The organism is Halorubrum laminariae (genome assembly GCF_024494655.1).
GTDB classification, from domain to species: domain Archaea; phylum Halobacteriota; class Halobacteria; order Halobacteriales; family Haloferacaceae; genus Halorubrum; species Halorubrum laminariae.
Genome location: NZ_JANHDL010000003.1, coordinates 392,466 through 412,104 on the forward strand (window position 1 = coordinate 392,466; position 19,639 = coordinate 412,104).

The 19,639-nt window shown below is 65.7% G+C and carries 20 protein-coding genes and 1 tRNA gene; 10 read left to right on the plus strand and 11 right to left on the minus strand.

Going from position 1 to position 19,639, the window contains the following annotated elements:
- Positions 1–91: 91 nt before the first annotated feature.
- Both NO887_RS08030 and pan2 read right to left on the minus strand, forming a co-directional pair.
- Positions 92–652: a pyruvoyl-dependent arginine decarboxylase gene (locus NO887_RS08030; RefSeq protein ID WP_256417942.1), complete on the minus strand. Its 561-nt coding sequence runs from the start codon at positions 650–652 to the stop codon at positions 92–94.
- Positions 653–715: 63 nt separating this feature from the next.
- On the minus strand, positions 716–1,939 hold the full coding sequence (pan2, locus tag NO887_RS08035) for a proteasome-activating nucleotidase Pan2 (protein WP_256417943.1): 1,224 nt from the start codon (positions 1,937–1,939) through the stop codon (positions 716–718).
- Positions 1,940–2,256: 317 nt separating this feature from the next.
- Here pan2 and NO887_RS08040 point away from each other — a divergent pair, with 317 nt between their 5' ends.
- Positions 2,257–2,817 (plus strand): response regulator, encoded by a 561-nt coding sequence (locus NO887_RS08040; protein ID WP_256417944.1) that lies wholly within the window; start codon positions 2,257–2,259, stop codon positions 2,815–2,817.
- Between the two features lie 73 nt (positions 2,818–2,890).
- Here NO887_RS08040 and NO887_RS08045 read toward each other — a convergent pair whose 3' ends face one another.
- From NO887_RS08045 to NO887_RS08055, 3 genes are all read right to left on the minus strand, one after another.
- Positions 2,891–3,970 carry an aminopeptidase gene (locus NO887_RS08045; RefSeq protein WP_256417945.1) on the minus strand — a complete coding sequence of 360 codons (1,080 nt, stop codon included), beginning with the start codon at positions 3,968–3,970 and terminating at the stop codon, positions 2,891–2,893.
- 73 nt (positions 3,971–4,043) lie between these two features.
- On the minus strand, positions 4,044–4,757 hold the full coding sequence (locus NO887_RS08050) for a haloacid dehalogenase type II (protein ID WP_256417946.1): 714 nt from the start codon (positions 4,755–4,757) through the stop codon (positions 4,044–4,046).
- Between the two features lie 245 nt (positions 4,758–5,002).
- Positions 5,003–5,770, minus strand: a complete 768-nt coding sequence (locus tag NO887_RS08055; protein WP_256417947.1) for an IclR family transcriptional regulator — start codon at positions 5,768–5,770, stop codon at positions 5,003–5,005.
- Between the two features lie 189 nt (positions 5,771–5,959).
- Here NO887_RS08055 and NO887_RS08060 point away from each other — a divergent pair, with 189 nt between their 5' ends.
- Entirely contained in the window at positions 5,960–8,440 is a 2,481-nt protein-coding gene (locus tag NO887_RS08060; protein WP_256417948.1) for a DNA topoisomerase VI subunit B, read from the plus strand.
- The gene (locus NO887_RS08065; RefSeq protein WP_256417949.1) at positions 8,441–9,526 is read left to right on the plus strand and encodes a DNA topoisomerase IV subunit A; all 1,086 of its coding nucleotides are present in this window, start codon (positions 8,441–8,443) and stop codon (positions 9,524–9,526) included. It abuts the gene before it with no gap.
- 315 nt (positions 9,527–9,841) lie between these two features.
- Here the strand turns inward: NO887_RS08065 and NO887_RS08070 are convergent, their stop codons facing one another.
- A complete protein-coding gene (locus tag NO887_RS08070) occupies positions 9,842–10,078 on the minus strand; it encodes a CDGSH iron-sulfur domain-containing protein (RefSeq protein ID WP_256417950.1) in 237 nt (78 codons plus the stop codon).
- 124 nt (positions 10,079–10,202) lie between these two features.
- Between NO887_RS08070 and msrB the strand changes: the two genes are divergently transcribed.
- Positions 10,203–10,616: a peptide-methionine (R)-S-oxide reductase MsrB gene (gene msrB / locus NO887_RS08075; RefSeq protein ID WP_256417951.1), complete on the plus strand. Its 414-nt coding sequence runs from the start codon at positions 10,203–10,205 to the stop codon at positions 10,614–10,616.
- A 54-nt stretch (positions 10,617–10,670) separates the two neighbouring features.
- Here the strand turns inward: msrB and NO887_RS08080 are convergent, their stop codons facing one another.
- The 3 genes from NO887_RS08080 to NO887_RS08090 form a co-directional block, all read right to left on the minus strand.
- Positions 10,671–11,813 carry a pyridoxal phosphate-dependent aminotransferase gene (locus NO887_RS08080; protein WP_256417953.1) on the minus strand — a complete coding sequence of 381 codons (1,143 nt, stop codon included), beginning with the start codon at positions 11,811–11,813 and terminating at the stop codon, positions 10,671–10,673.
- Positions 11,810–12,298 carry an Lrp/AsnC family transcriptional regulator gene (locus NO887_RS08085; RefSeq protein WP_049982218.1) on the minus strand — a complete coding sequence of 163 codons (489 nt, stop codon included), beginning with the start codon at positions 12,296–12,298 and terminating at the stop codon, positions 11,810–11,812. Before NO887_RS08085 ends, NO887_RS08080 begins: the two co-directional genes overlap by 4 nt.
- A gap of 100 nt (positions 12,299–12,398) precedes the next feature.
- A tRNA-Glu gene (locus NO887_RS08090) sits at positions 12,399–12,509 on the minus strand.
- A 363-nt stretch (positions 12,510–12,872) separates the two neighbouring features.
- On the opposite strand from NO887_RS08090, the gene NO887_RS08095 reads away from it, so the two are divergent.
- The 6 genes from NO887_RS08095 to NO887_RS08120 all read left to right on the plus strand — a co-directional run bounded on the left by NO887_RS08095 (position 12,873) and on the right by NO887_RS08120 (position 16,364).
- The gene (locus tag NO887_RS08095) at positions 12,873–13,871 is read left to right on the plus strand and encodes a phosphate signaling complex PhoU family protein (protein WP_256417954.1); all 999 of its coding nucleotides are present in this window, start codon (positions 12,873–12,875) and stop codon (positions 13,869–13,871) included.
- Positions 13,872–13,965: 94 nt separating this feature from the next.
- On the plus strand, positions 13,966–14,349 hold the full coding sequence (locus NO887_RS08100) for a DUF7971 family protein (protein WP_256417956.1): 384 nt from the start codon (positions 13,966–13,968) through the stop codon (positions 14,347–14,349).
- Positions 14,350–14,399: 50 nt separating this feature from the next.
- A complete protein-coding gene (locus NO887_RS08105) occupies positions 14,400–14,681 on the plus strand; it encodes a ubiquitin-like small modifier protein 1 (protein ID WP_256417957.1) in 282 nt (93 codons plus the stop codon).
- Complete coding sequence (locus NO887_RS08110; RefSeq protein ID WP_256417958.1) at positions 14,678–15,085, plus strand: MoaD-like domain-containing protein; 408 nt, start codon at positions 14,678–14,680, stop codon at positions 15,083–15,085. Before NO887_RS08105 ends, NO887_RS08110 begins: the two co-directional genes overlap by 4 nt.
- Entirely contained in the window at positions 15,085–15,555 is a 471-nt protein-coding gene (locus tag NO887_RS08115; protein WP_256417959.1) for a DUF8048 family protein, read from the plus strand. Before NO887_RS08110 ends, NO887_RS08115 begins: the two co-directional genes overlap by 1 nt.
- 92 nt (positions 15,556–15,647) lie before the next feature.
- The gene (locus NO887_RS08120) at positions 15,648–16,364 is read left to right on the plus strand and encodes a fumarylacetoacetate hydrolase family protein (RefSeq protein WP_256417960.1); all 717 of its coding nucleotides are present in this window, start codon (positions 15,648–15,650) and stop codon (positions 16,362–16,364) included.
- A 27-nt stretch (positions 16,365–16,391) separates the two neighbouring features.
- Here the strand turns inward: NO887_RS08120 and NO887_RS08125 are convergent, their stop codons facing one another.
- Together NO887_RS08125 and NO887_RS08130 are read right to left on the minus strand one after the other, a co-directional pair.
- Positions 16,392–17,303, minus strand: a complete 912-nt coding sequence (locus NO887_RS08125) for a tetrahydrofolate dehydrogenase/cyclohydrolase catalytic domain-containing protein (RefSeq protein WP_256417961.1) — start codon at positions 17,301–17,303, stop codon at positions 16,392–16,394.
- Positions 17,304–17,479: 176 nt separating this feature from the next.
- Positions 17,480–19,555 (minus strand): AMP-binding protein, encoded by a 2,076-nt coding sequence (locus tag NO887_RS08130; protein ID WP_256417962.1) that lies wholly within the window; start codon positions 19,553–19,555, stop codon positions 17,480–17,482.
- Positions 19,556–19,639 lie beyond the last annotated feature (84 nt).

The following is a 19,639-nucleotide window of genomic DNA, read 5'->3' on the forward strand; positions in this document are numbered from 1 at the left end:
AAGGTCGCGAAACTCGCAGTTCGACTCGCTCGTCCGATTCGATCCGCGCGTTTTTGCTTTGCTCCCGTCCGATCTCTCCGGAACCGCCGGCCTACACATCGGCCGCCGAGAGGATCGCCTCTGACTCGCCGTACGCGGCGATCACGACCGCCGTCGTGTACCGGCCCGGCTCGGCAGCCGCGCTCTCGACGCAGAACGCTCGGTCTGGGAGGTCCCACTCGCGGAGATCGCTGCCTGCCGCGAGTCCCGCCTCGATGCGCTCGCGCACGTCGTCGGGGTCCTCGCCTGTCACCTCGTAGAAGAGGCCGGGGCCGGGGCCGGTCGCCCACCCGAGACCGGCCGCCACGTCGGGTCGGCGTCGGGGCGCGCGCTTCGATTCTGCGTCCTCCGCGCCGGCGCGGCCGCCCTCTCGAAAGTCGACCTCGTCTCGGGGGCCGACCGTCCGCCGCGCCTCGACCACCGTGAGGCGGTTGCCGGCGGGGCCGAGATTGGGGGCCTCGTCGATCGCGGTGACGGTTGCCTCGGCGGGAACGACGGAAGAGACGGCGACGAGGTTGTAGTTGTGGAGGTTCGCGTCGGCGAGCGCGGCGTCGTAGGAGGCCATCGCCGTGTCGGCGACGCCGACGCCGCCGGCGACGTGGATGGTGTTCATGACCCGTGATCCGCCGTCGGACCGCTAAGGGGTTACGAACCGGGCTCTGCAGACGGTGACCGATCAGTACTGGTAGTTGATTACCTGTTCTTCCGTCTGGTCGGCGTCTTGTAACTTCTCGCGGGCCGCCTCAAAGTCCGCTTGTGTCACCTCGGTGCGACCATCGCGGATGGCGAACATCCCGGCTTCTGTCGCCAGCGAGGCGATGTCGGCACCGCTGTACCCCTCCAGATCGGCCGCGACCTCGGTCACGTCCGTCCCGTCCGCGACGTTCACGTCTTGCGTATGGATCTCGAGGATGCGCGCGCGACCCTCGACATCCGGCTCCGGCACCTCGATGAGCCGGTCGAAGCGCCCGGGACGCAGGATGGCCTCGTCGAGCATGTCGAAGCGATTGGTCGCGGCCATGATGCGTATTTCGCCGCGCTCGTCGAAGCCGTCCATCTCACTAAGTAGTTGCATCATCGTCCGCTGAACCTCGGCGTCGCCGGAGGTCTTTGAGTCCGTCCGCTTGGCGGCGACTGCGTCAATCTCGTCGATGAAGATGACGGCCGGTTCGCGCTCGGCGGCGAGTTCGAAGAGATCGCGGACGAGTCGCGACCCCTCGCCGATGAACTTCCGAACCAGTTCGGAGCCGGCCATCTTGATGAACGTCGCGTCGGACTCGTTGGCGACCGCCTTCGCCAGCATCGTCTTCCCGGTACCCGGTGGGCCGTGCAGCAGCACGCCGCTCGGTGGTTCGACGCCGACGGCCTCGAACTGTTCGGGGTTCTCAAGTGGGTCTTCGACGGCCTCGCGCACCTCGCGGATCTGGTCGTCGATACCGCCGATATCCGCGTACTCCACGTCGGGCGATTCGGTGACTTCCATCGCCTGTGCGCGCGAGTCGGTCTCGTCGTCGAGCACCTGCTGGACCGCGAACGAATCGTTGATCGCGACGCGGTCGCCGGGACGGAGGTCCTCATCGAGCCGCGTGGCCGCCTGTGTCAACACCTCTTGGTTGTTGCCGTGCTGTTTGATCACGACGCCGTCGTCGGTGATCTCTTCGACGGAGGCGATGTACAGCGAAGAGGTCTTCAGCACCTCGTTTTCGCGCTTCAGATCGTCGACGTCGGTCTTCAGCTCGCCGCGGCGGTTCTGTGCGTCGTCAAGCCGGTCTTCCAGTTCGTCGTTCACCTGCAGGATCCGCTGGTAGTGCTGACGGATCGCCTCCAGCCGTTCCATCTCGCTCATCTCCGGATCGAGCTCCAAGCGAGGACGGTCGGGCAATGAGGGACTGTGAGACATTCGTTGCACCTCGCTACGGCTCGCGCGTAAATGTGCCTTTGGGTCACGACAGTCTGCCCGTCAGCTGCACGACCCATCTCGCCCGTGGGACGCCACGCACAGCCGCGTCTCGGATTCATTCGTTCAGATCTGTGAATACCGATTTTGATAATGCAAGCTCAAGACTTTAATTCAGGACGCGTCTTTTCGCTGTATATGACAGTATGCTCGCCTTCCGAACGCGTTTCAGCTAGCCTCGTCGAGCGTAGCCTCGTGGCGAGCGATTCTGCGGCGAGCAGTTCTGCCGCGCTCGATCCTCGAACCGAGGTCGACTGTTCATGAGTGGCGAGCAAACGCGCCACACGGTACTCGCGGTCGACGACGAGCCCGACCTCGCGGAGCTGTACCGGGTGTATCTCGACGGAGCCTACGACGTTCGGATCGCCACCGGCGGCGAAGAAGCACTTTCGAAGATGGACGACTCTGTCGAGGTCGTGCTACTGGACCGACGGATGCCCGACATGTCGGGGCACGAGATCCTCGAACAGATACACGCAGCGGGCTACGACGCCCGAATCGCGATGTTGACTGCGGTCGAACCGGACGTGGACATCGTCGACATGCCGTTCGACGACTACAAGACGAAGCCGGTGACCAAAGAAGACATCCTCACGCTGGTCGAGGTGTTGTTGCATCGGGCGAACTTCGACGAGCGCAGTCAGGAGTTCTTCGCGCTGGCGTCGAAGAAGGCGGCCTTGGAGGCGTCCGGCGCGACCGATTCGGAAGAGTACGAGGACCTCATCGAGAAGATGGAGGCGGTCCGAATCGAGGTCGACGACACGCTCGACCGGCTCTCGGCGCGCGACGCGTTCGTCGAGGTACCCGGCAGCGTTCCATAGCGGTCTCGCTTCGCTCGACCGGCAAAAATCTGCACCAAAAACCCCGCCGATCGAGGACGACGAACACCTCCCCTCAGAACCCGTCCTCGAACACGAACGTGCCATCGCGCTGCACGACCTCGCCGTCGACTTCGATCACGGAGTCGTCGCTCATGTCGACGATCATGTCGACGTGTTCGGCGGACTCGTTGACCACGTTCTCTCCGCCGACCGTCTCCGGGTACGCGGATCCGACCGCCATGTGGACCGTGTCTCCCATCTTCTCGTCGAACAGCATGTTGTAGGTGAACTGGTCGATCTGGCGGTTCATCCCGATCCCGAGCTCGCCGAGTCGCCGCGAGCCCTCGTCGGTGTCGAGGATACCCGTCAGGAGGTCCTCGTTGCGCTCGGCGGAGTGGGAAACGACCTCGCCGTCCTCGAACCGGAGTCTGACGCCCTCGATCTCACGACCGTAGCGATACAGGGGCAGGTCGAAGTACACCTCACCGTCGACGCCGTCGCGCACCGGTGCGGTGAACACCTCGCCGCCGGGGAGGTTCTTCTCGCCGTCGTCGTTGAGCGTGCGGTTGCCGGCGAGATCGAGCGTAAGATCCGTCTCGTCGCCCGAGCGGATCCGAACCTCGTCGGCGTCGTCGAGGATATCGACCATCTGCGCCTGATGCTCGCGTTGGGCGTCCCAGTCGAGCGAGACGGCGTCCCACACGAAGTTCTCGTACGCCTCGGTGCTCATGCCAGCCAACTGCGCGTGGCTCGCGGTCGGATACTGCGTGAGACACCAAGTCTTCGAGAGACGCGTCCGCTTGACCTCCTCTAGGGCACGGTTGTACGCCGCGTTCGTCTCGGGGTCCACGTCGGCGTCCTCCGTCGCGTTCGACCCGCCGCGGGCGATGACGAACACGTCGGCCTCCTCGTAGAGCGCCCGGCGGTGGCTCGGCTCGGTGAACTCGTCGGACGCGCGCTTGAACGCCCGCTGCGCGCGCTTCGAGTAGTTGAGATACACGGGGTTGGCACCGCGGTCTCCACAGATCTCGTGGAGGGCGACCGCCAAGTCTTCCGCCTCTCTCGGCAGTTGAATGACGACGTCGTCGCCCGCCTCGATGCCCGTGGAGTGGTCAGCGATCGTCTCGGCGTGTTCGCGGATGCGTCCGTCCATACGATCACTCGTCCCCCGGAGGGATTACCGCTTGTGGAAGCGGACGGCGCGAGCGACCAGCGCGGTATCTGACTCAGGCCGCGAGCACGTCCGCGAGCGCCTCGGTGTCGTCGACGACGATGTCGGGGCGCTGTGGCCACCCGCCGTAGGGGTTCTCGTGACGATTCAGGAAGGCCCCGCGCATGCCGACCGCCTTCGCGCCCACGAGGTCGAACGTGTGGGCGGTCGCGAACACCACCTCGTGCGGTGCCACGTCGAACGCCTCGCACGTGAGGTCGTAGGACGCCCGATGGGGCTTGTACGCACCCGCGTCGGCGACTGACACGACGCCGTCGAGTTCGGTCTCGAAGTTCGGACGGACGGCTTCCAGCATATCCGGATCGCCGTTCGAGAGCCCGACGAGCGTGTACTCCTCGCTCAGTCGATCCAGCGCGGCGTCGACGTCCGGGTACGGCTGGAGGGTCTTCCACTGTCGGATGACCGCTCGGACCTCCTCGTCGGGCACGTCGAGGCCGATCTGGTCGAGCCGGTAGCCCAGCGCGCGGCGGCTGATCTCCTTGAACGGCGTGTGCGGTCCCGGAATAAGCGAGTCGATCATCGAATCTCGGAAGTGCATGGCGAGGTACCGGCGGAGCAGGATCTCTGGGTCATAGTCGCTCCCGTGGTCGTCGAGCAGCGCATCGAGCGCGGGCACGAGCGTCGCTTCGCGATCGAGAAGCGTGTCCCAGAGGTCGAACGCGATCACGTCGGCCTCCTCGCGGATCGTCTCCGCAGCGATTGTGGACATGTAGCAATCAAAGTGGCGTCTCGATGGCGCTTTAATCTGACGTATGCGGAATAAAATCTGAATATTTTGTAATATCGGACGGGAACGGACGGAGAGAATATTCATTCGCCACTGTCGAACGATAATCTGTGTCAACTCGATCCCCATCTCTACTGAGACCGGCCACGACGACATCGTTACCGCAGGGAACACTGCCAGTCGATGCCCTCGGCCGTGTGTTCGCTATCGGTGAACGCGAAGGATCGTCAGAGGTAGGTGAGGTTGAGCGTGATGTCCTCGACCGCACCGATCAGTTCGTCGCGGTATCGCTCTCGTATCTCGCCGTTCGACGTGAGCCTGTGTGTCGGTCCGGAGACGCTGATCGAGCCGATCACGCGTCCCTCAGCCGAGCGGATCGGCGCGCCAACTGCCGTCAGTCCGTCGACGGTCTCGCCTTCGTTCGTCGCGACGCCCGCGTCTCTGATCGCGTCTAACTCCGCGAAAAGCGCCGCCTCGTCGGTGATCGTCTGGTCCGTCTGGGCCGGGAGCCCCCAGCGCTCGACTATCTCGCCGACGCGTTCCGACGGAAGGTGCGCGAGGATCGCCTTCCCGGAGGCGCACATGTGGAGGTAGCGGGGCCTGCCGAGCGACGTGTCGTTCGGCGCGCCGCGGTCGCCCTCTGCCTTCTCGACGTATATCCCGCGCCCGTGTTCCTCAACCATGAACTGCGCGCTCTCTCCCGTCTCGTCTGCCAGTCGCCGGACGTTGGCTCTGATCACGTCCAGACCCTCGATCCGGTCTTGCGCGTGGGTCGCGACGCGCAGGAAGCGGTTTGAGACCGCGTACTCGCCGTCGACCGTCACGAGGTACCCGAGATCGTGGAGCGTGGCGAGGTGCGCGTGGACCGTACTCGGCGAGTAGTCGAGCGCCCGCGCTAACTGGTTCACGCCGCCGTCCCCGTCCTCAACCATTTGTTCGAGTATGCGGACGGACCGCTCGACCGCGCCGATCCGCTTGCCCTCACCGGTGTCCATACCTCCACCACACCGCGGAGGCTGATAAGTTACCGAACCGCTCGGTCGTGCCAGCGGCGATTTCCGATCGACGCGTCGATTCCGGTGGCGGCGCGAACCTTCGGTCGAGACCGTCCCTCGTGACGGGATACACTTTCACCCCGCTGGCGGTGCGTTTTTAGGTGCCTCGGCGAAAGGAGGGGACACCGAATGACGTCCTTCCAGTCGACGATCGGCGACGAGGAGGGGATCGCGGAGGAGCTGGCCGAGGGTCAGCGCGAGATCTCCATCGCCGAGTTCTTCGAGAAGAACAAACATATGCTCGGGTTCGACTCGGGCGCTCGCGGGCTCGTCACCGCCGTCAAGGAGGCGGTCGACAACGCTCTCGACGCGACCGAGGAGGCCGGCGTCCTCCCCGACATCTACATCGAGATCGAGGAGGTGGGCGACTACTACCGGCTCGTGATCGAGGACAACGGGCCGGGCATCACGAAAGAACAGCTTCCGAAGGTGTTCGGGAAGCTCCTGTACGGGAGTCGCTTTCATGCTAGAGAGCAGTCGAGAGGCCAACAGGGAATCGGTATTTCGGCGGCTGTACTGTACTCCCAGTTGACTTCCGGCCAGCCGGCGAAGATCACCTCGCGCCCGAAAGGGCAGTCACGGGCGCAGTACTTCGAGCTCATCATCGACACCGACACCAACGAGCCGGAGATCAGGGCGGACGAGGAGACGACGTGGGACCGGCCGCACGGCACGCGGATCGAGTTGGAGATGGAGGCGAACATGCGCGCTCGCGGCCAGCTTCACGACTACGTGAAACACACGGCCGTCGTCAACCCCCACGCTCGGATCGAACTGCGCGAACCGGGGCTCGACGAGCCGCTGAAGTTCGAGCGCGCGACCGACGAGCTCCCGGCTGAGACGGAGGAGATCCGGCCGCACCCGCACGGCGTCGAACTCGGCGCGCTGATAAAGATGCTGGCAGCGACCGAGTCGTACTCAGTCTCGGGGTTCCTCCAAGAGGAGTTCACACGAGTCGGCAAGAAGACCGCGGACTCGGTCATTGACAACTTCCGCGACATCTACTACGGCCGGGAACTCTCGTGGTCGCCACCGCGCGTCCACGGCGACCGCGACATCGAGCGGGCAGTCGCGGACGCGGTCGCCAACAAGGGGAAGCGAGCGACGACCGCCTTCGCCGAGGGGGTCGCAGAGATAGTCAGGAACAACGACCGAATCGCCCGCTCGGAGCTCGCGGCCGTCATTGCGAATGTCGCCGAGACCGTCGAGGACGACACGGGCAAAACGTTCGGCGGGACCGTCCGCGACAACGCGGTCGATGCCGCGTGGGCGGCGATTACGGGAGTTGCCGCCGCTGACGCCGCCGAGGACGAGGACACCGACGGGGCGGCCGACGCTTCCGAGGACGCGGACGACGACCCGAACGAGTCGCCGCTGGTCGCCGATATCTACGCCCTCGTCGACGAGGCGACCTCGACGCGAAAGGACGACGCCGCGGTGCAGGCGATGGCCGACGCGCTCGCGCGCCGATTCCTGAACCTCGACGGCGACTCGTTCCGGATCGCCCGCGACGATCTCGATCGGCTCGTCGCGGACGCCGCGAGCTTCGTCGCCGAACAGCACGACGCGACGTTCGGCGAGACCGCTCGCGAGAACGTCGCCGAGGTGCTGTGGTCGCGAGCCCGGACGGTTCCGGACGACCCGCCGAAGGTATCGATGAGCGCCGACGACCGCGACGCAGCCGCCGACCTCCTGTCGGCGATGCGCGAGACCGACATCCTCGCGCCGCCGACCGACTGCCTCGCGCCGATCACGGCCGAACTCGTGGAGGCGGGGCTGCGAAAGGAGTACGACGCGGACTTCTACGCGGCGGCGACCCGCGACGCCGAGGTCCACGGTGGCGACCCGTTTATCGTCGAGGCCGGGATCGCCTACGGCGGGGAGATCTCGGCGGAGGGGTCGGTCGATCTCCTGCGCTTTGCGAACCGCGTTCCCCTCGTCTACCAGCGGGGCGCGTGTGCGACGACCGACGTGATCAAGTCGATCGGGTGGCGCAACTACGGGCTCGACCAGCCGGGCGGCTCCGGGATGCCGAACGGCCCGGCCGTCATAAGTATCCACGTCGCGTCCACGAACGTGCCGTTCACGAGCGAGTCGAAGGACGCCATCGCGAACGTCCCGGCGATCGAAGACGAGATCGAACTCGCGGTGCGGGAGGCGGCTCGGGAGCTGAAGTCGTTCCTGAAGAAGCGCCGTTCGATGCAGCAGCGCCGCGAGAAACAGGATGTCCTCGGCACGATCCTCCCGGAGATGGCGGACAAGGTGTCGGAGGTGACGGGGCGGCCGCGCCCCGACATCAGCGGGGCGCTCGCGCGGATCATGAACAACGTGAGCGTCGAACGCGAGATAGACGGCGGGACCGTGACGCTCGTCGTCGAGAACCACTCAAACGTGAACGAGGTGGTGGAGATCACGGACATCGTCTCGACGGAGCCGACGGACCTGTCTGACGGGACGGTCGTGGACATGGACGACGAGTGGTTCGTCCAGTGGACGCCCGAGATTCCCTCGGGCGACGAGCGGGAACTGACGTATCGGGTGACCGACGACGCCGACTTCGAGGTCAGCGTCGGCGGCGTCGAAACGGAGAAACTCACGGTGAACGCGTAAATGACGACAGAAAGCGACGCACGAGACGAACTGATCGACCTAGCGGCGGACTTCTACGACCAGTTCGCGGCCGGCAAGATCCCCGAGATGGAACTGCCGACGCGGACGAAGAGCAACATCGAGTACGACGAGGAAAGCGGCGTCTGGACCTACGGCGACCGCACGTCAACCCGAAGCGCGAACTCGGTCCGGGGCGCGCGAAAGCTGTTGAAGGCGGCGTACACGATCGAGTTCCTCGCCGCTCAGCTCGACGAGGACCGCTCGTCCACGCTGCGTGAGCTGTACTACCTCTCCGAATCGTGGGACAACAACGAGGCGCAGTTCTCCAGCCAGGACGAGTCGAATGACCTCGTCGAAGACCTTGAGATCGTCACGGGTGTGACCCGCGAGGACTTCCACATGCGGCCGGAAGAGTCGGGCGCGAAGGTGATGGGGCCCCTGAAGCTCCGCGAGCAGACCAACCGCGGCGACCGCGAGATCCACTGTCAGCTCGACGTGGGACAGGGCGGCTACCAGATCCCGAACAACCCCGACACGATCGAGTTCCTCGACAACGACGCCGAGTTCGTCCTCTGCGTCGAGACCGGCGGCATGCGCGATCGACTCGTCGAGAACGGCTTCGACGAGGCACACGACGCCTTGGTCGTCCACCTCGGCGGACAGCCGGCGCGCGCCACGCGTCGGCTGACGAAGCGGTTCCGGGACGAACTCGACCTCCCCGTGGTGGTGTTCACGGACGGCGACCCGTGGTCCTATCGGATCTACGGCTCTGTCGCCTACGGCTCTATCAAGTCGGCGCACCTCTCGAAGTACCTCGCGACGCCCGAAGCGCGCTTCATCGGCATTCAGCCCGAAGACATCGTCGAGTACGACCTGCCGAGCGACCCCCTCTCGGATTCGGACGTGAACGCGCTCGAATCGGAGCTTGAGGACCCGCGCTTTCAGACCGACTACTGGGAGGAACAGATCGAACTCCAGCTCGACATCGGTAAGAAGTCCGAACAACAGTCGCTCGCGAGCCGCGGCCTCGACTTCGTGACGGACACGTACCTCCCCGAGCGGCTCGGCGAGATGGGCGTGCTGTAACGTAGACAGCCACGATCAGCCGACCAGCCACAATTGCCCACCGGCGGCGCGCCGCCGAGCGGCCGACAGGCCGCGAGGAGCCCGCGAGGGAGGTCGGCGGCGGCCGCGCTGCGGTGCTGTCCGCGGCCGCCGCCGACCGAGGCTGGGGAGGCGTGAGGTGCGGTCGCGGTCAGGGCGGGATTCGAATTGAGGGCTTTGAGATTCGAATTGAGGGCTTTGAGATTCGAATTGAGGGATTCGAGGGTTCTCACCCGCACACTCGACCGTACGCAGGTGCGAAACCGTGACCCCACACAGGTGCGAATCCGCGACCGCTCACTCTTCTTCGTATACGATCTCGTCGATCGCGCGTCGCTCGCCGTCGGCATCGTCGTTTGCGTACTTGTAGACGACGCTCTCTGCCTCGTCCGCGGTCGCGTTGTGCGAGCCGTCACAGAGCGCCCCGTCGTCGGAGAGCCCGCACCGACAGACGTAGATCTGGTCGTCGTCGCCCATGTCTGACTCGTCGAGCACCGTCGGTCCCTGCGCCTCGTGGGTCACTTCGCGTGCCATGGTCGCGGATCGGCCGCGGGAGTCAAACCGCTTGCGTCGCGAGCGGTGCGGGATTTCCCTGCCCCCTCACGCCGGTGAGCCGACCCGCCGCAACCCCCTTGTCTGTGGGGTGCGTATCGAAGGTATGAGCGAGACGGGCGAGCGCGATCCGAGCGAGTTGACCGACGAGGAGTGGCGAGAGGGGCTCTCAAAAGAGGAGTATCGGGTCCTCCGCGAGAGCGGCACGGAGGCGAAATTCTCCGGCGAGTACGTCGATCACCACCCCGACGACGGGGAGTACCGCTGTCGTGCCTGCGGAACCGTGCTCTTCGACGCCGAGACAAAGTACGAGTCCGGGTGCGGGTGGCCCGCCTTCTACGCGGCCGAGGAGGAGGCGGTGACGACGACGCTCGACACGAGCCACGGGATGCGGCGCACCGAGGTGCGGTGTGCGACCTGCGACTCCCACCTCGGGCACGTGTTCGACGACGGCCCCGAACCGACCGGCAAGCGATTCTGTATCAACTCCGTCGCGATGGAGTTCGACGGCGACGCGTAGCGCGACCGATAGCAGGCGTGACCGACAGCAGGCGCGGCCGGTCTGCGGACCGCGTCAGTTCCGATCTGCCACGAAGTCTGCGATCCGATCGGTCGCCTCCTTCAGTTCGCGCATCGAGGTCGCATACGAGACCCGAAGATGGCCTTCGCCGCCATCGCCGAAGACGGAGCCGGGGACGACGGCGACCCCTTCCGACTCCAGCAGCTCCTCGGCGAACGCCTCGTCGTCGCCGCCGCAGTCGGGAAACGCGTAGAACGCCCCGCCGGGCTCGAACGTGTCGAGGCCCATCTCGTTGAACCGCGAGACGACGAGCCGGCGGCGACGGTTGTACTCGTCGACCATCTCCGCGACCTCGTCGTCACAGCGGTCGAGCGCTTCGATCGCCGCGTACTGGGGCGTCGTCGGAGCCGACAGCATCGTGTACTGGTGGATCCGGTTCATCGCGTCGATAGCCTCCGCCGGGCCCAAGGCGTACCCCAGCCGGAGCCCGGTCATCGCGTACGCCTTCGAGAACCCGTTGACGACGACCGTGCGCTCGCGCATCCCCGGCTGCGTGGCGATCGAGGCGTGATCGGTGCCGTAGGTGAGCGCGGCGTAGATCTCGTCGGCGATCACCCGCAGGTCGTTGTCGCGGCAGAACGCGGCGACCGCGGCGAGCTGCTCGTCGCTCATCGTCGCGCCCGTCGGATTGTTCGGGTAACAGAGCACGAGGAGATCCGCGTCCGCGGCACCTGCGGCTTCGAGCCGCTCGGGCGTCAACGCGAAGTCGTCTTCGGCTCGGGTCGGAACTGACAGCGGATCGCCGCCGGCCAGCTCGACGCCGGGGCCGTACGAGATGTACGTCGGCTCGTGGATCGCCACGGTGTCGCCCGGGTCGACGAGCGCGCGGAGGGCCAGATCGACCGCCTCGCTCGCGCCGGTCGTGACGAGCACCTCCTCTGCGGGATCGTACCGCTGGTCGTACCGCTCGTGGTGAGCGGCGATTCGCTCGCGGAGGGGGGCCATCCCGCGGTTGGAGGTGTAGGAAGTCCTGCCTCGCTCCAGCGAGTCGATCGCGGCAGTGCGGGCGGCCCACGGTGCCGAAAAATCCGGCTCGCCGACGCCGAGCGAGATGACGTCGTCGCGGGCCTCCGCCAGCTCGAAGAACTTGCGAATCCCCGACTCGGGGATCTCGCGGGCGCGGTCCGACAGCCTCATGGCGACACGGAGAGGCGGTCGTCGTCGTCGCCGTCCTCGAACCGCACCCCGCCGTCCTTGTACGTCTCCATAATGTAGTGAGTCACCGTCTGGGTGACTTCTGGCATGGGCGCGACCTGCTCGGAGATGAACTGTGAGACGTCCTGCATCGTCTCACCGAGCACCTCTACGGCGAAATCGTAGTCACCGGAAACGAGGTGTAAGGCGTCGACCGCCGGGAACTTCGCGATCTGGTCTGCGACCTCCTCGTACCCGGTCTCGCGGTCGAGTTCGACGTTGATCTCGACGACAGCGCGAATCTTCCCCTCGTCGACGCGGTCCCAGTCGATCACCGCTTGGTAGCCGTGGACGACGTGATCCGCTTCGAGCGTCTCGATCGCCCGCTCGACGGCTGCCGCGTCGAGGCCCGTCTGGGCCGCGATGTCGTCGATGTCCTCGCGGGCGTTCCGCGCCAACACGTCGAGTACCTCGCGCTCGGCGTCCATACCCGACGATCGATCGGGGGCGGTTTAGTAGTAGCGACCTCCGCAAGTCGGAGAGCGTCAGGGCGGGCGCTCACGGTATCTCGCGTGGCCCGCAGAGAAGTGCTCGGTCAGGGATTTGAACCCTGGTCGTCGGCTGTCTTCCAAACCGGTGTGCCGACACACCGCGTCTGTCGAAAGGCCAACATGATTGGCCGGACTACACCAACCGAGCGCGATTTACGCTAGCGGTGCACCCAATTTAACTCTTCTCAACTCCCGTCTCTGTGTGACTCGACACCACGGCCGTCGACATGCGGTTCGTCGCTGCGTAGTCTGCCCACTCGCCGGTTCCGTGTCGGTCGCGCCGCCCGTTCGGTCCGAGCGAGTTCCGACAGCGTGTATCGCATCCGATCGAGGGAGACTATCCTAGAATAAATAGAGATATATAGATATGGATGTGTCTCCAAATCCTTCCGATCGTGTCGGGTGTGTCAGGTGGATTTGGCCACCTGTGTCGTCTGTATCTATTTGCTTCCATAAGTGCGGGTATATATTTTGGAACAGATTTATAGTGAATAGACAGATAGTGTGTCGTATGGAGACGAGGAAGGTGCAAGTCACCGGCGGTTCGACGTATACGGTCTCGATTCCGAAGACGTGGGCGACCGACAACGACGTGGAGGCCGGGACGGAAATCGAGTTCCACCCGGACGGTGACTCGCTGTTTCTCACGCCGCAGTCCGAATCGGAGCGGACCCGCGGGACGCTCGACATTTCGGACCTGTCGGGACAGGCGCTCGCTCGGGCGGTGACGACGATGTACGTCAGCGGATTCGACACCATCGAACTGACGAGCCCGGATCTCACCACCGAGCAGCGATCGATGATCCGCGACGCGGTACAGAGTCTCGTCGGACTGGAGGTGTTAGAGGAGACGCGTGACACGGTCGTCATTCAGGACCTACTCGACTCCTCGGAGCTGTCCATCCATAACGCCGTCACGCGAATGCGGCTGATATCGCTGTCGATGCTCGAAGACGCGATCGCCGCGCTCTCCGACCACGACCACGACCTCGCCCGCGACGTGATCGGTCGCGACGACGACCTCGACCGGCTGTGGCTCGTCGTCTCGCGCATCTTCCGTGCGACGCTGCGCACGCCCAAGGCGGTCGAAGAGCTCGGACTGCCACGCGAGGTGTGTTTCGACTACCACTCCAGCGCTCGACAGCTGGAGCGGATCGGGGACCACGCGACGAAGATCGCCCACCTGACGCTAAACATCGAGGAACCGCTTCCCGACGAGGTCGTCGAGGCCGTCGACGAACTCCACGCTGACGCCGTCGAGGTGATAGACACCGCCATGGACGCGCTGTTCGACGAGGACAGCGAGTCCGCCACTCAACGGGCGAACGAGGCGCGAACGGGGGTCAGGGCGATCGACGAGCGCGTGCGCGCCATCGACGAACTGCTCCGGGACCTCGATCCGGCCCGCGCTCAACTGCTCGGGCTCGTGGTCGATTCGGTGTTGCGGTCGGCCGACTACGGCGGCAACGTCGCGGAGACGGCCCTGCAGAAGGCGGCTCCGACGCCGTGATCGGTATCGAGGCACCGCTTCCGAGAGCCCGATAGCTCACGGTCGTGCGGTCAAGTCGCGTGGGTTTTTCACCGTCCCGGCCGGACGGTGCGATATGCCACAGATCGAACTCGGCGTGCCGAAGGGCGTCGTCGAGTCGCTGCCCGAAGAAGAGGGCACGGCCGAACGCGACATGCGTCGAGCGATAGCCGGCATTCAGTCGCGGCTGAACGAGGAGATCGAGGGAGACGACGCTGCCGAGGCGGCCGAGGTCGTCGCCGACGCCGTGGAGCGCATGGAACAGCAGGCGAGCACGTACCACGAGTTCGTTCCGGAACTGCGGGCGTGGGGGCAGTCGCCCATCTACGCGATCGCGTGGCGGAACCTCTACGTCGAACTGATCGGCCAGCTGTACGACCACGACTGGCTCGGCGGCGACCTCGACCGCGAGCGGAACTTCCGGCTCGTCGAAGACGGGATTCGCCTGTCCGACCTGTAGCGATCGCCGTCGTCGCCCGTTTTTAAGCCGTCGCGTCCCGATGTACGTATATGGAACTTGAACTGCGGTTTTTCGCCACGTTTCGCGAGGCCGCCGGCGGGAAGACCGTCGAGGCGTCATTCGCCGACGGCTCGACCGTCGGCGACGTGTTGCGCGAGTTGGAAGACGAGTACGAGGGGATGGCGGGTCGACTGATCGTCGACGGCGATCTCGCTCCGCAGATCAACGTCCTGAAGAACGGACGAGAGGTGCTCCACCTCGACGGGCTCGACACGCCGCTGGCTGACGGCGACCGGCTCTCCGTGTTCCCGCCGGTCGCGGGGGGAACATGACCGATTCGGCCGAGGAGGCCGAGGAGGCCGACGAGACGGGTGTCCCCGACGACACCGTCGAGGCCGATGAGGCGGACGAGAGCAGCGGTCCGGGCGAGTCCGACGACCGTCCGCCGGCCGAACCGGGATGGGAGCGCAAGACGGTCGCGTACCGCGGCATCTCGCGGCGGCTCGCGGCCCACTACCTCGTCAACCTCGGCGGCGAACTCGTTGGTACGGACGACCCTGCGGACGCGACTCGGGTCGACGGGGACGGGTGGCGCGCGACGCTGCGTGCGGACTCCGTGACCGCCGCGGGATCATTCAGTCTCACCGAGGTCACCGTCGAGTTCGCCGGCGACCCGACTGTCCTCGCGGAACTGCTCCCCAGGTACCGCCAGAAAGCGATGCGGGCTGGCGGATGATGTCCAGAGACGATAGAGCAGAGCGGTCGGACGAGCCCGGGGATTCGGACGTGGATGCGGATGGGGACACGGGCACGGGTGTAGACGGTGGTTCCTATCCCATCGAAGGGCCAGCGCTCGTCACGTCGGCTGCGCTGGCGAGCGTCCCCGCGTCGCGACTCCCCGAACTGCTCGGGCGGGTCCAAGCCGACCTCGGTCCGCGGATAGACGCGTATCGACGGCGATACGAGCGGATCGCCGCCGATCCGGACCGCGAGGCGTTCCTCGTCGAGCCCGATCACTGGGAGACCGTCGCCGCGCGGTTAAATCTCACCGCCCGCGAGCGCGACGCCGTCGTTCGGGCGCACGAAGCTGCTGTCGTCCGCGTCGGCACGAGTAGTGCGAAAAGCGAGGAGTTCGAGACCGCCCTAGAGATCCGTTCCGGCGTCGTCATCGGGACCGATAAGGCGGATCAGAGGGCGGATGAGTGACGGATGTTCGCTGGCGGCCCGAGATAGGGATTCACCAACCCGAGACAAGTTTCTACCGACGCCTTTTCACGCCCGCGGAATGAGGTGAGCGCATGCGACTCGCACGCCTGCTCACTCCCGACGGCCCGGTGTCCGGACGCTACGAGGACGGCGCGATCCTCGCCGCCGACGGCAGCTATGAGGTCGGCCGCGACGGCCGCCTGCTCCCGCCGTGTGACCCGAGTGCGCTCTACTGCGTCGGCCGGAACTACGTCGAGACGCTCGATCAGATGGAGTACGAGCGACCCGAGGAACCGGACTTCTTCATCAAGCCGCCGACGAGCCTACTCGCGCACGGTGAGGCGATCCGCTATCCCGACTGGACCGACGAGCTGACCTACGCTGGCGAACTCGTCGCGGTGATAGACGAGCGATGCCGGGACCTTGACCCCGAAGACGTGCCGAGTGTCGTTCGCGGGTACACGATCATGAACGACGTGGACGCACTCGATCAACAGGGGCGGACCGCGCGGAAAGCCTTCGACGGATCGGGACCGCTCGGTCCGTGGATCGAGACCGACGTGGACCCGACGAACCTCGACATCTCAACCACGGTCGGTGGCGAACTGCGACAGGACGCCAACACCGAACTGATGCTTTTCGGCCCCCACGAAATCGTCGCGTACCTCTCGGAGCGGTTCACGTTCGAGCCCGGTGATTGCATCGCGTTCGGGAGTCCCGCAAACCCCGGCTTGGTCGAGCCGGGCGAGACGGTCGAGATCACCTATGAGGGCGTTGGAACGCTGTCGAACCCGGTCGTCGAACCGTAGCGAGCGGACGCGCTTTTCGGCCCCGACTCAGTCGAGATCGAGGTCGACGCCGCGTTGTAACCCGGCAGCTTTCACCGTGTTGTACAGCAGCATCGCGCGAGTCATCGGTCCGACGCCACCGGGGACCGGCGTGATCGCGCCCGCGACTTTGCTCGCGGAGTCGTAGTCGACATCGCCCACAAGCTCGTACCCCTTGTCCGTGTCCGCGTCGACGCGGTTGATGCCCACGTCGATCACGGTCGCGCCCGGATTGATCATCGAACCGTCGATGAACTCCGGGATCCCGGCGGCCGCAATCACGAGGTCGGCATCTCCGAGCTTCTCGTCCAGATCCTCGGTTCGCGAGTGACAGACGGTCGTGGTGGCGTTGCCGACAGGCGACTTCTGTATCAGGAGGTTCGCCATCGGCTTCCCGACGATGTCCGAGCGGCCGACGACGACCGCGTCCGCGCCCTCCGTCTCCACGTCGTACGCGTCGAGCAGTTTCTGTACGCCGTGGGGGGTGCAGGGCTTGAACCGCGCGTCGCCGGCGACGAGCCGACCGACGTTCTCCGGATGGAAACCGTCGACGTCCTTCTCGGGATCGACCTGTCGCAGGACGCTCCGCTTGTCGACGTGGTCCGGGACGGGGAGTTGGACCAAGATGCCGTGAACGTCCTCGCGCTCGTTCAGGTCGTCGATGGTGTCGTACAGTTCGCTCGCGGGGGCGTCGGCGTCGATCTCGACGTGGATCCCGTCGATCCCGACCTCCTCGCAGTCGCGCTGTTTCATCGACACGTACGTCTCGCTCGCGGGGTCTTCGCTCATCAGCACGGTGGCCAAGCCGGGCGTCACATCGGCGGCGGCGAGTGTCTCGACGTGACCCGCGACCGCCTCGCGAACGTCCGCGGCGACGGCGTTTCCGTCAATGATCTCAGGGTCGTCGCTGGTCTCGGTCATACCGGACCGACGGAGAGCCGATATAAAAACTGCGCGGGATCGTGTGCATATATTGGTTGTATGCTCACTATATATCCATGGAAGTGGATCGATCTGTCGTGTTCGGGGCGATGACCATCGTCCCCGTGACCGTCAGGTCGGTCTCGGAGATCGCGAGGTTCGCCCAGGGAAGCCGATCAGTGCTCGTCGGTCTCTTCCGCCTTGTCGATCTCTTCCGCCTTGTCGGTTTCTCCCGTCTCGTCGGTTTCTCCCGTCTCGTCGGTTTCTCCCGTCTCGTCGGTTATGTCCTCGTTTTCGGTGGCTTCGCCGTCTCCGGTCTCACTAGTGGTGTCGTCGTCGGTGTCGCCGTCGTCGCTACTGCTATCGGCGTCGTCGTCACTGATGACACCGTCGTCACCACCGCTGTCGCCGTCCGCTTGGGGTTCGGGTGGATCCGCCGGGTCGGCTGGTTGGAATCCCGCGGTCTCCAGTTCGGCTTCCGGCCCGTCTCGCGGGTCGTAGCCGCGCTCTCGGAGTATCTCGCGGACCTCTTCTCTGTTGACGGTCCCCGAGACTGTCCGAGGAAGTTCTTCGGCGTACGCGATTGTCTTCGGGATCTTGAACCCGGCGAGCCGCGTCCGGAGGACCGACAGGAGTCGCTCGTCGTCTACTGACGCGGGGTCGCTTTCACCGACATCCGCCGTTCGCACGGCGTCAGAATCGCCGACTCCGGTGTCGTCGTCATCGCCGATTTCGGTCGCCTCGGTGTCGTCGTCAACGTTCCCGCCGTCGCTCTCATCGCCACCGTCGTCGTCGGTTCCGTCGTCACTGTCGTTGCCTTCGTCACTGTCGCCGCTATCGTCGTCACGGTCGCCGTTACCTTCGTCGGTGTCGTCGCCCGCGCTGGGGGCGTTGGTTCCGACGACCCCCGAGTCGGCGACGAGCAGCGTGGCGACGCGCTCTCCCCACACGTCGTCGTCGAGACCGACGACGGCGGCCTCTTCGACGCCCGGAACGGCGTGGAGCGCGTCGAGCACCTCGCCCGGCTCGACGTTCTCGCCGCCGCTGATGATCCGGTCGTCGAGACGGTTGAGCACGTACAGGTATCCGTCCTCGTCGACACGCCCCACGTCGCCGGTGTGTAATCCGTGTTCGCCGAACGCCGACCGATCTAGTCGATCCGGCGCGTCCGGATCGACGTAGCCCGGCGTGATCGTCGGTCCGTCGACCACGATCTCTCCCGTCTCCCCCGGGTCGACCGGCGTTCCGTCCTCGTCGACGACCGTGACGGTAGTGCCGAACAGGGGCCTGCCGACGGTTCCGATCCGATCGGTCGTCTGGGTCGGTGTCGCGGTGGCGATCTGCGAGGCTGATTCCGTCATCCCGTAGGTCGGATACACCGGCACCGAGTAGTCGCGACACCGTTCAAGCAGGTCGTCCGGCGCAGGCGCGCCGCCGAGGAGCACCGCGCGCAGCGAGTCCGAGAGCGTTCCACGCCTGTCGAGCATCTGCGTGAGCATCGTCGGCACGAGCGACACGCCGGTCACGTCGTAGGCGTCGATGTCGTCCGCCGTCTCGCCCGGCTGGAACCCCTCGCGGAGCACGAGGGTCGTTCCGTACAGCACCGACCGATACACCGGTGCGAGCCCGCCCATGTGATGTAACGACAGGGACACGAGCCAGCGGTCGTCCGGGTCCACACCGAGCCTGAACGCGGACGCGACAGCGGAGCTGTACACGTTTCCGGCGGTGAGCGGAACGCCCTTCGGATTGCCCGTCGTGCCGGAGGTAAAGAGCAGACAGAGGTGATCGGAGAACCCCCACTCGACCGGCTCTACGGGCTCCGGATCGACAGCGTGGACGGCCTCGACGGCGTCGCTCGTCGGGTCGTCGACCGAGTACACCGGCGTGTTCGCGACATCGTCGACCGCAACGATCGCGGCATCCTCCGTCGGTTCCGCGCAGACGACGGCCGACAGATCGGTCCGCTCGACGCGCTCTCGCAGCTCGCGTCCCGTGAGATCCGGCCCGAGAGGCACGAACGTCGCGCCGATCCGCATCGCCGCGTGGACGAGCCCGACCGTCCCGACGTACGGCGGCGTGAGCACGCCGATCCGATCGCCTTCAGAGATCCCGCGTGCGACGAGCCGACCCGCCGTCTCTGAAACGAGACGGTCGAGGTCGGTGTATGTCCACGCCTCGCCGTCTTCGGCCCGCACGAGCGCGGTCTCGTCGGGCGAGGAGACGACCCGGTGAGACAGCCAGTCCCGCACGGGGATCACCGCGTCCCGTAGCGGAACGACGCCGACCGTTCGACGGATCGCCGCCGGGTGCGGATCGCCGGTAACCCTCCCGAC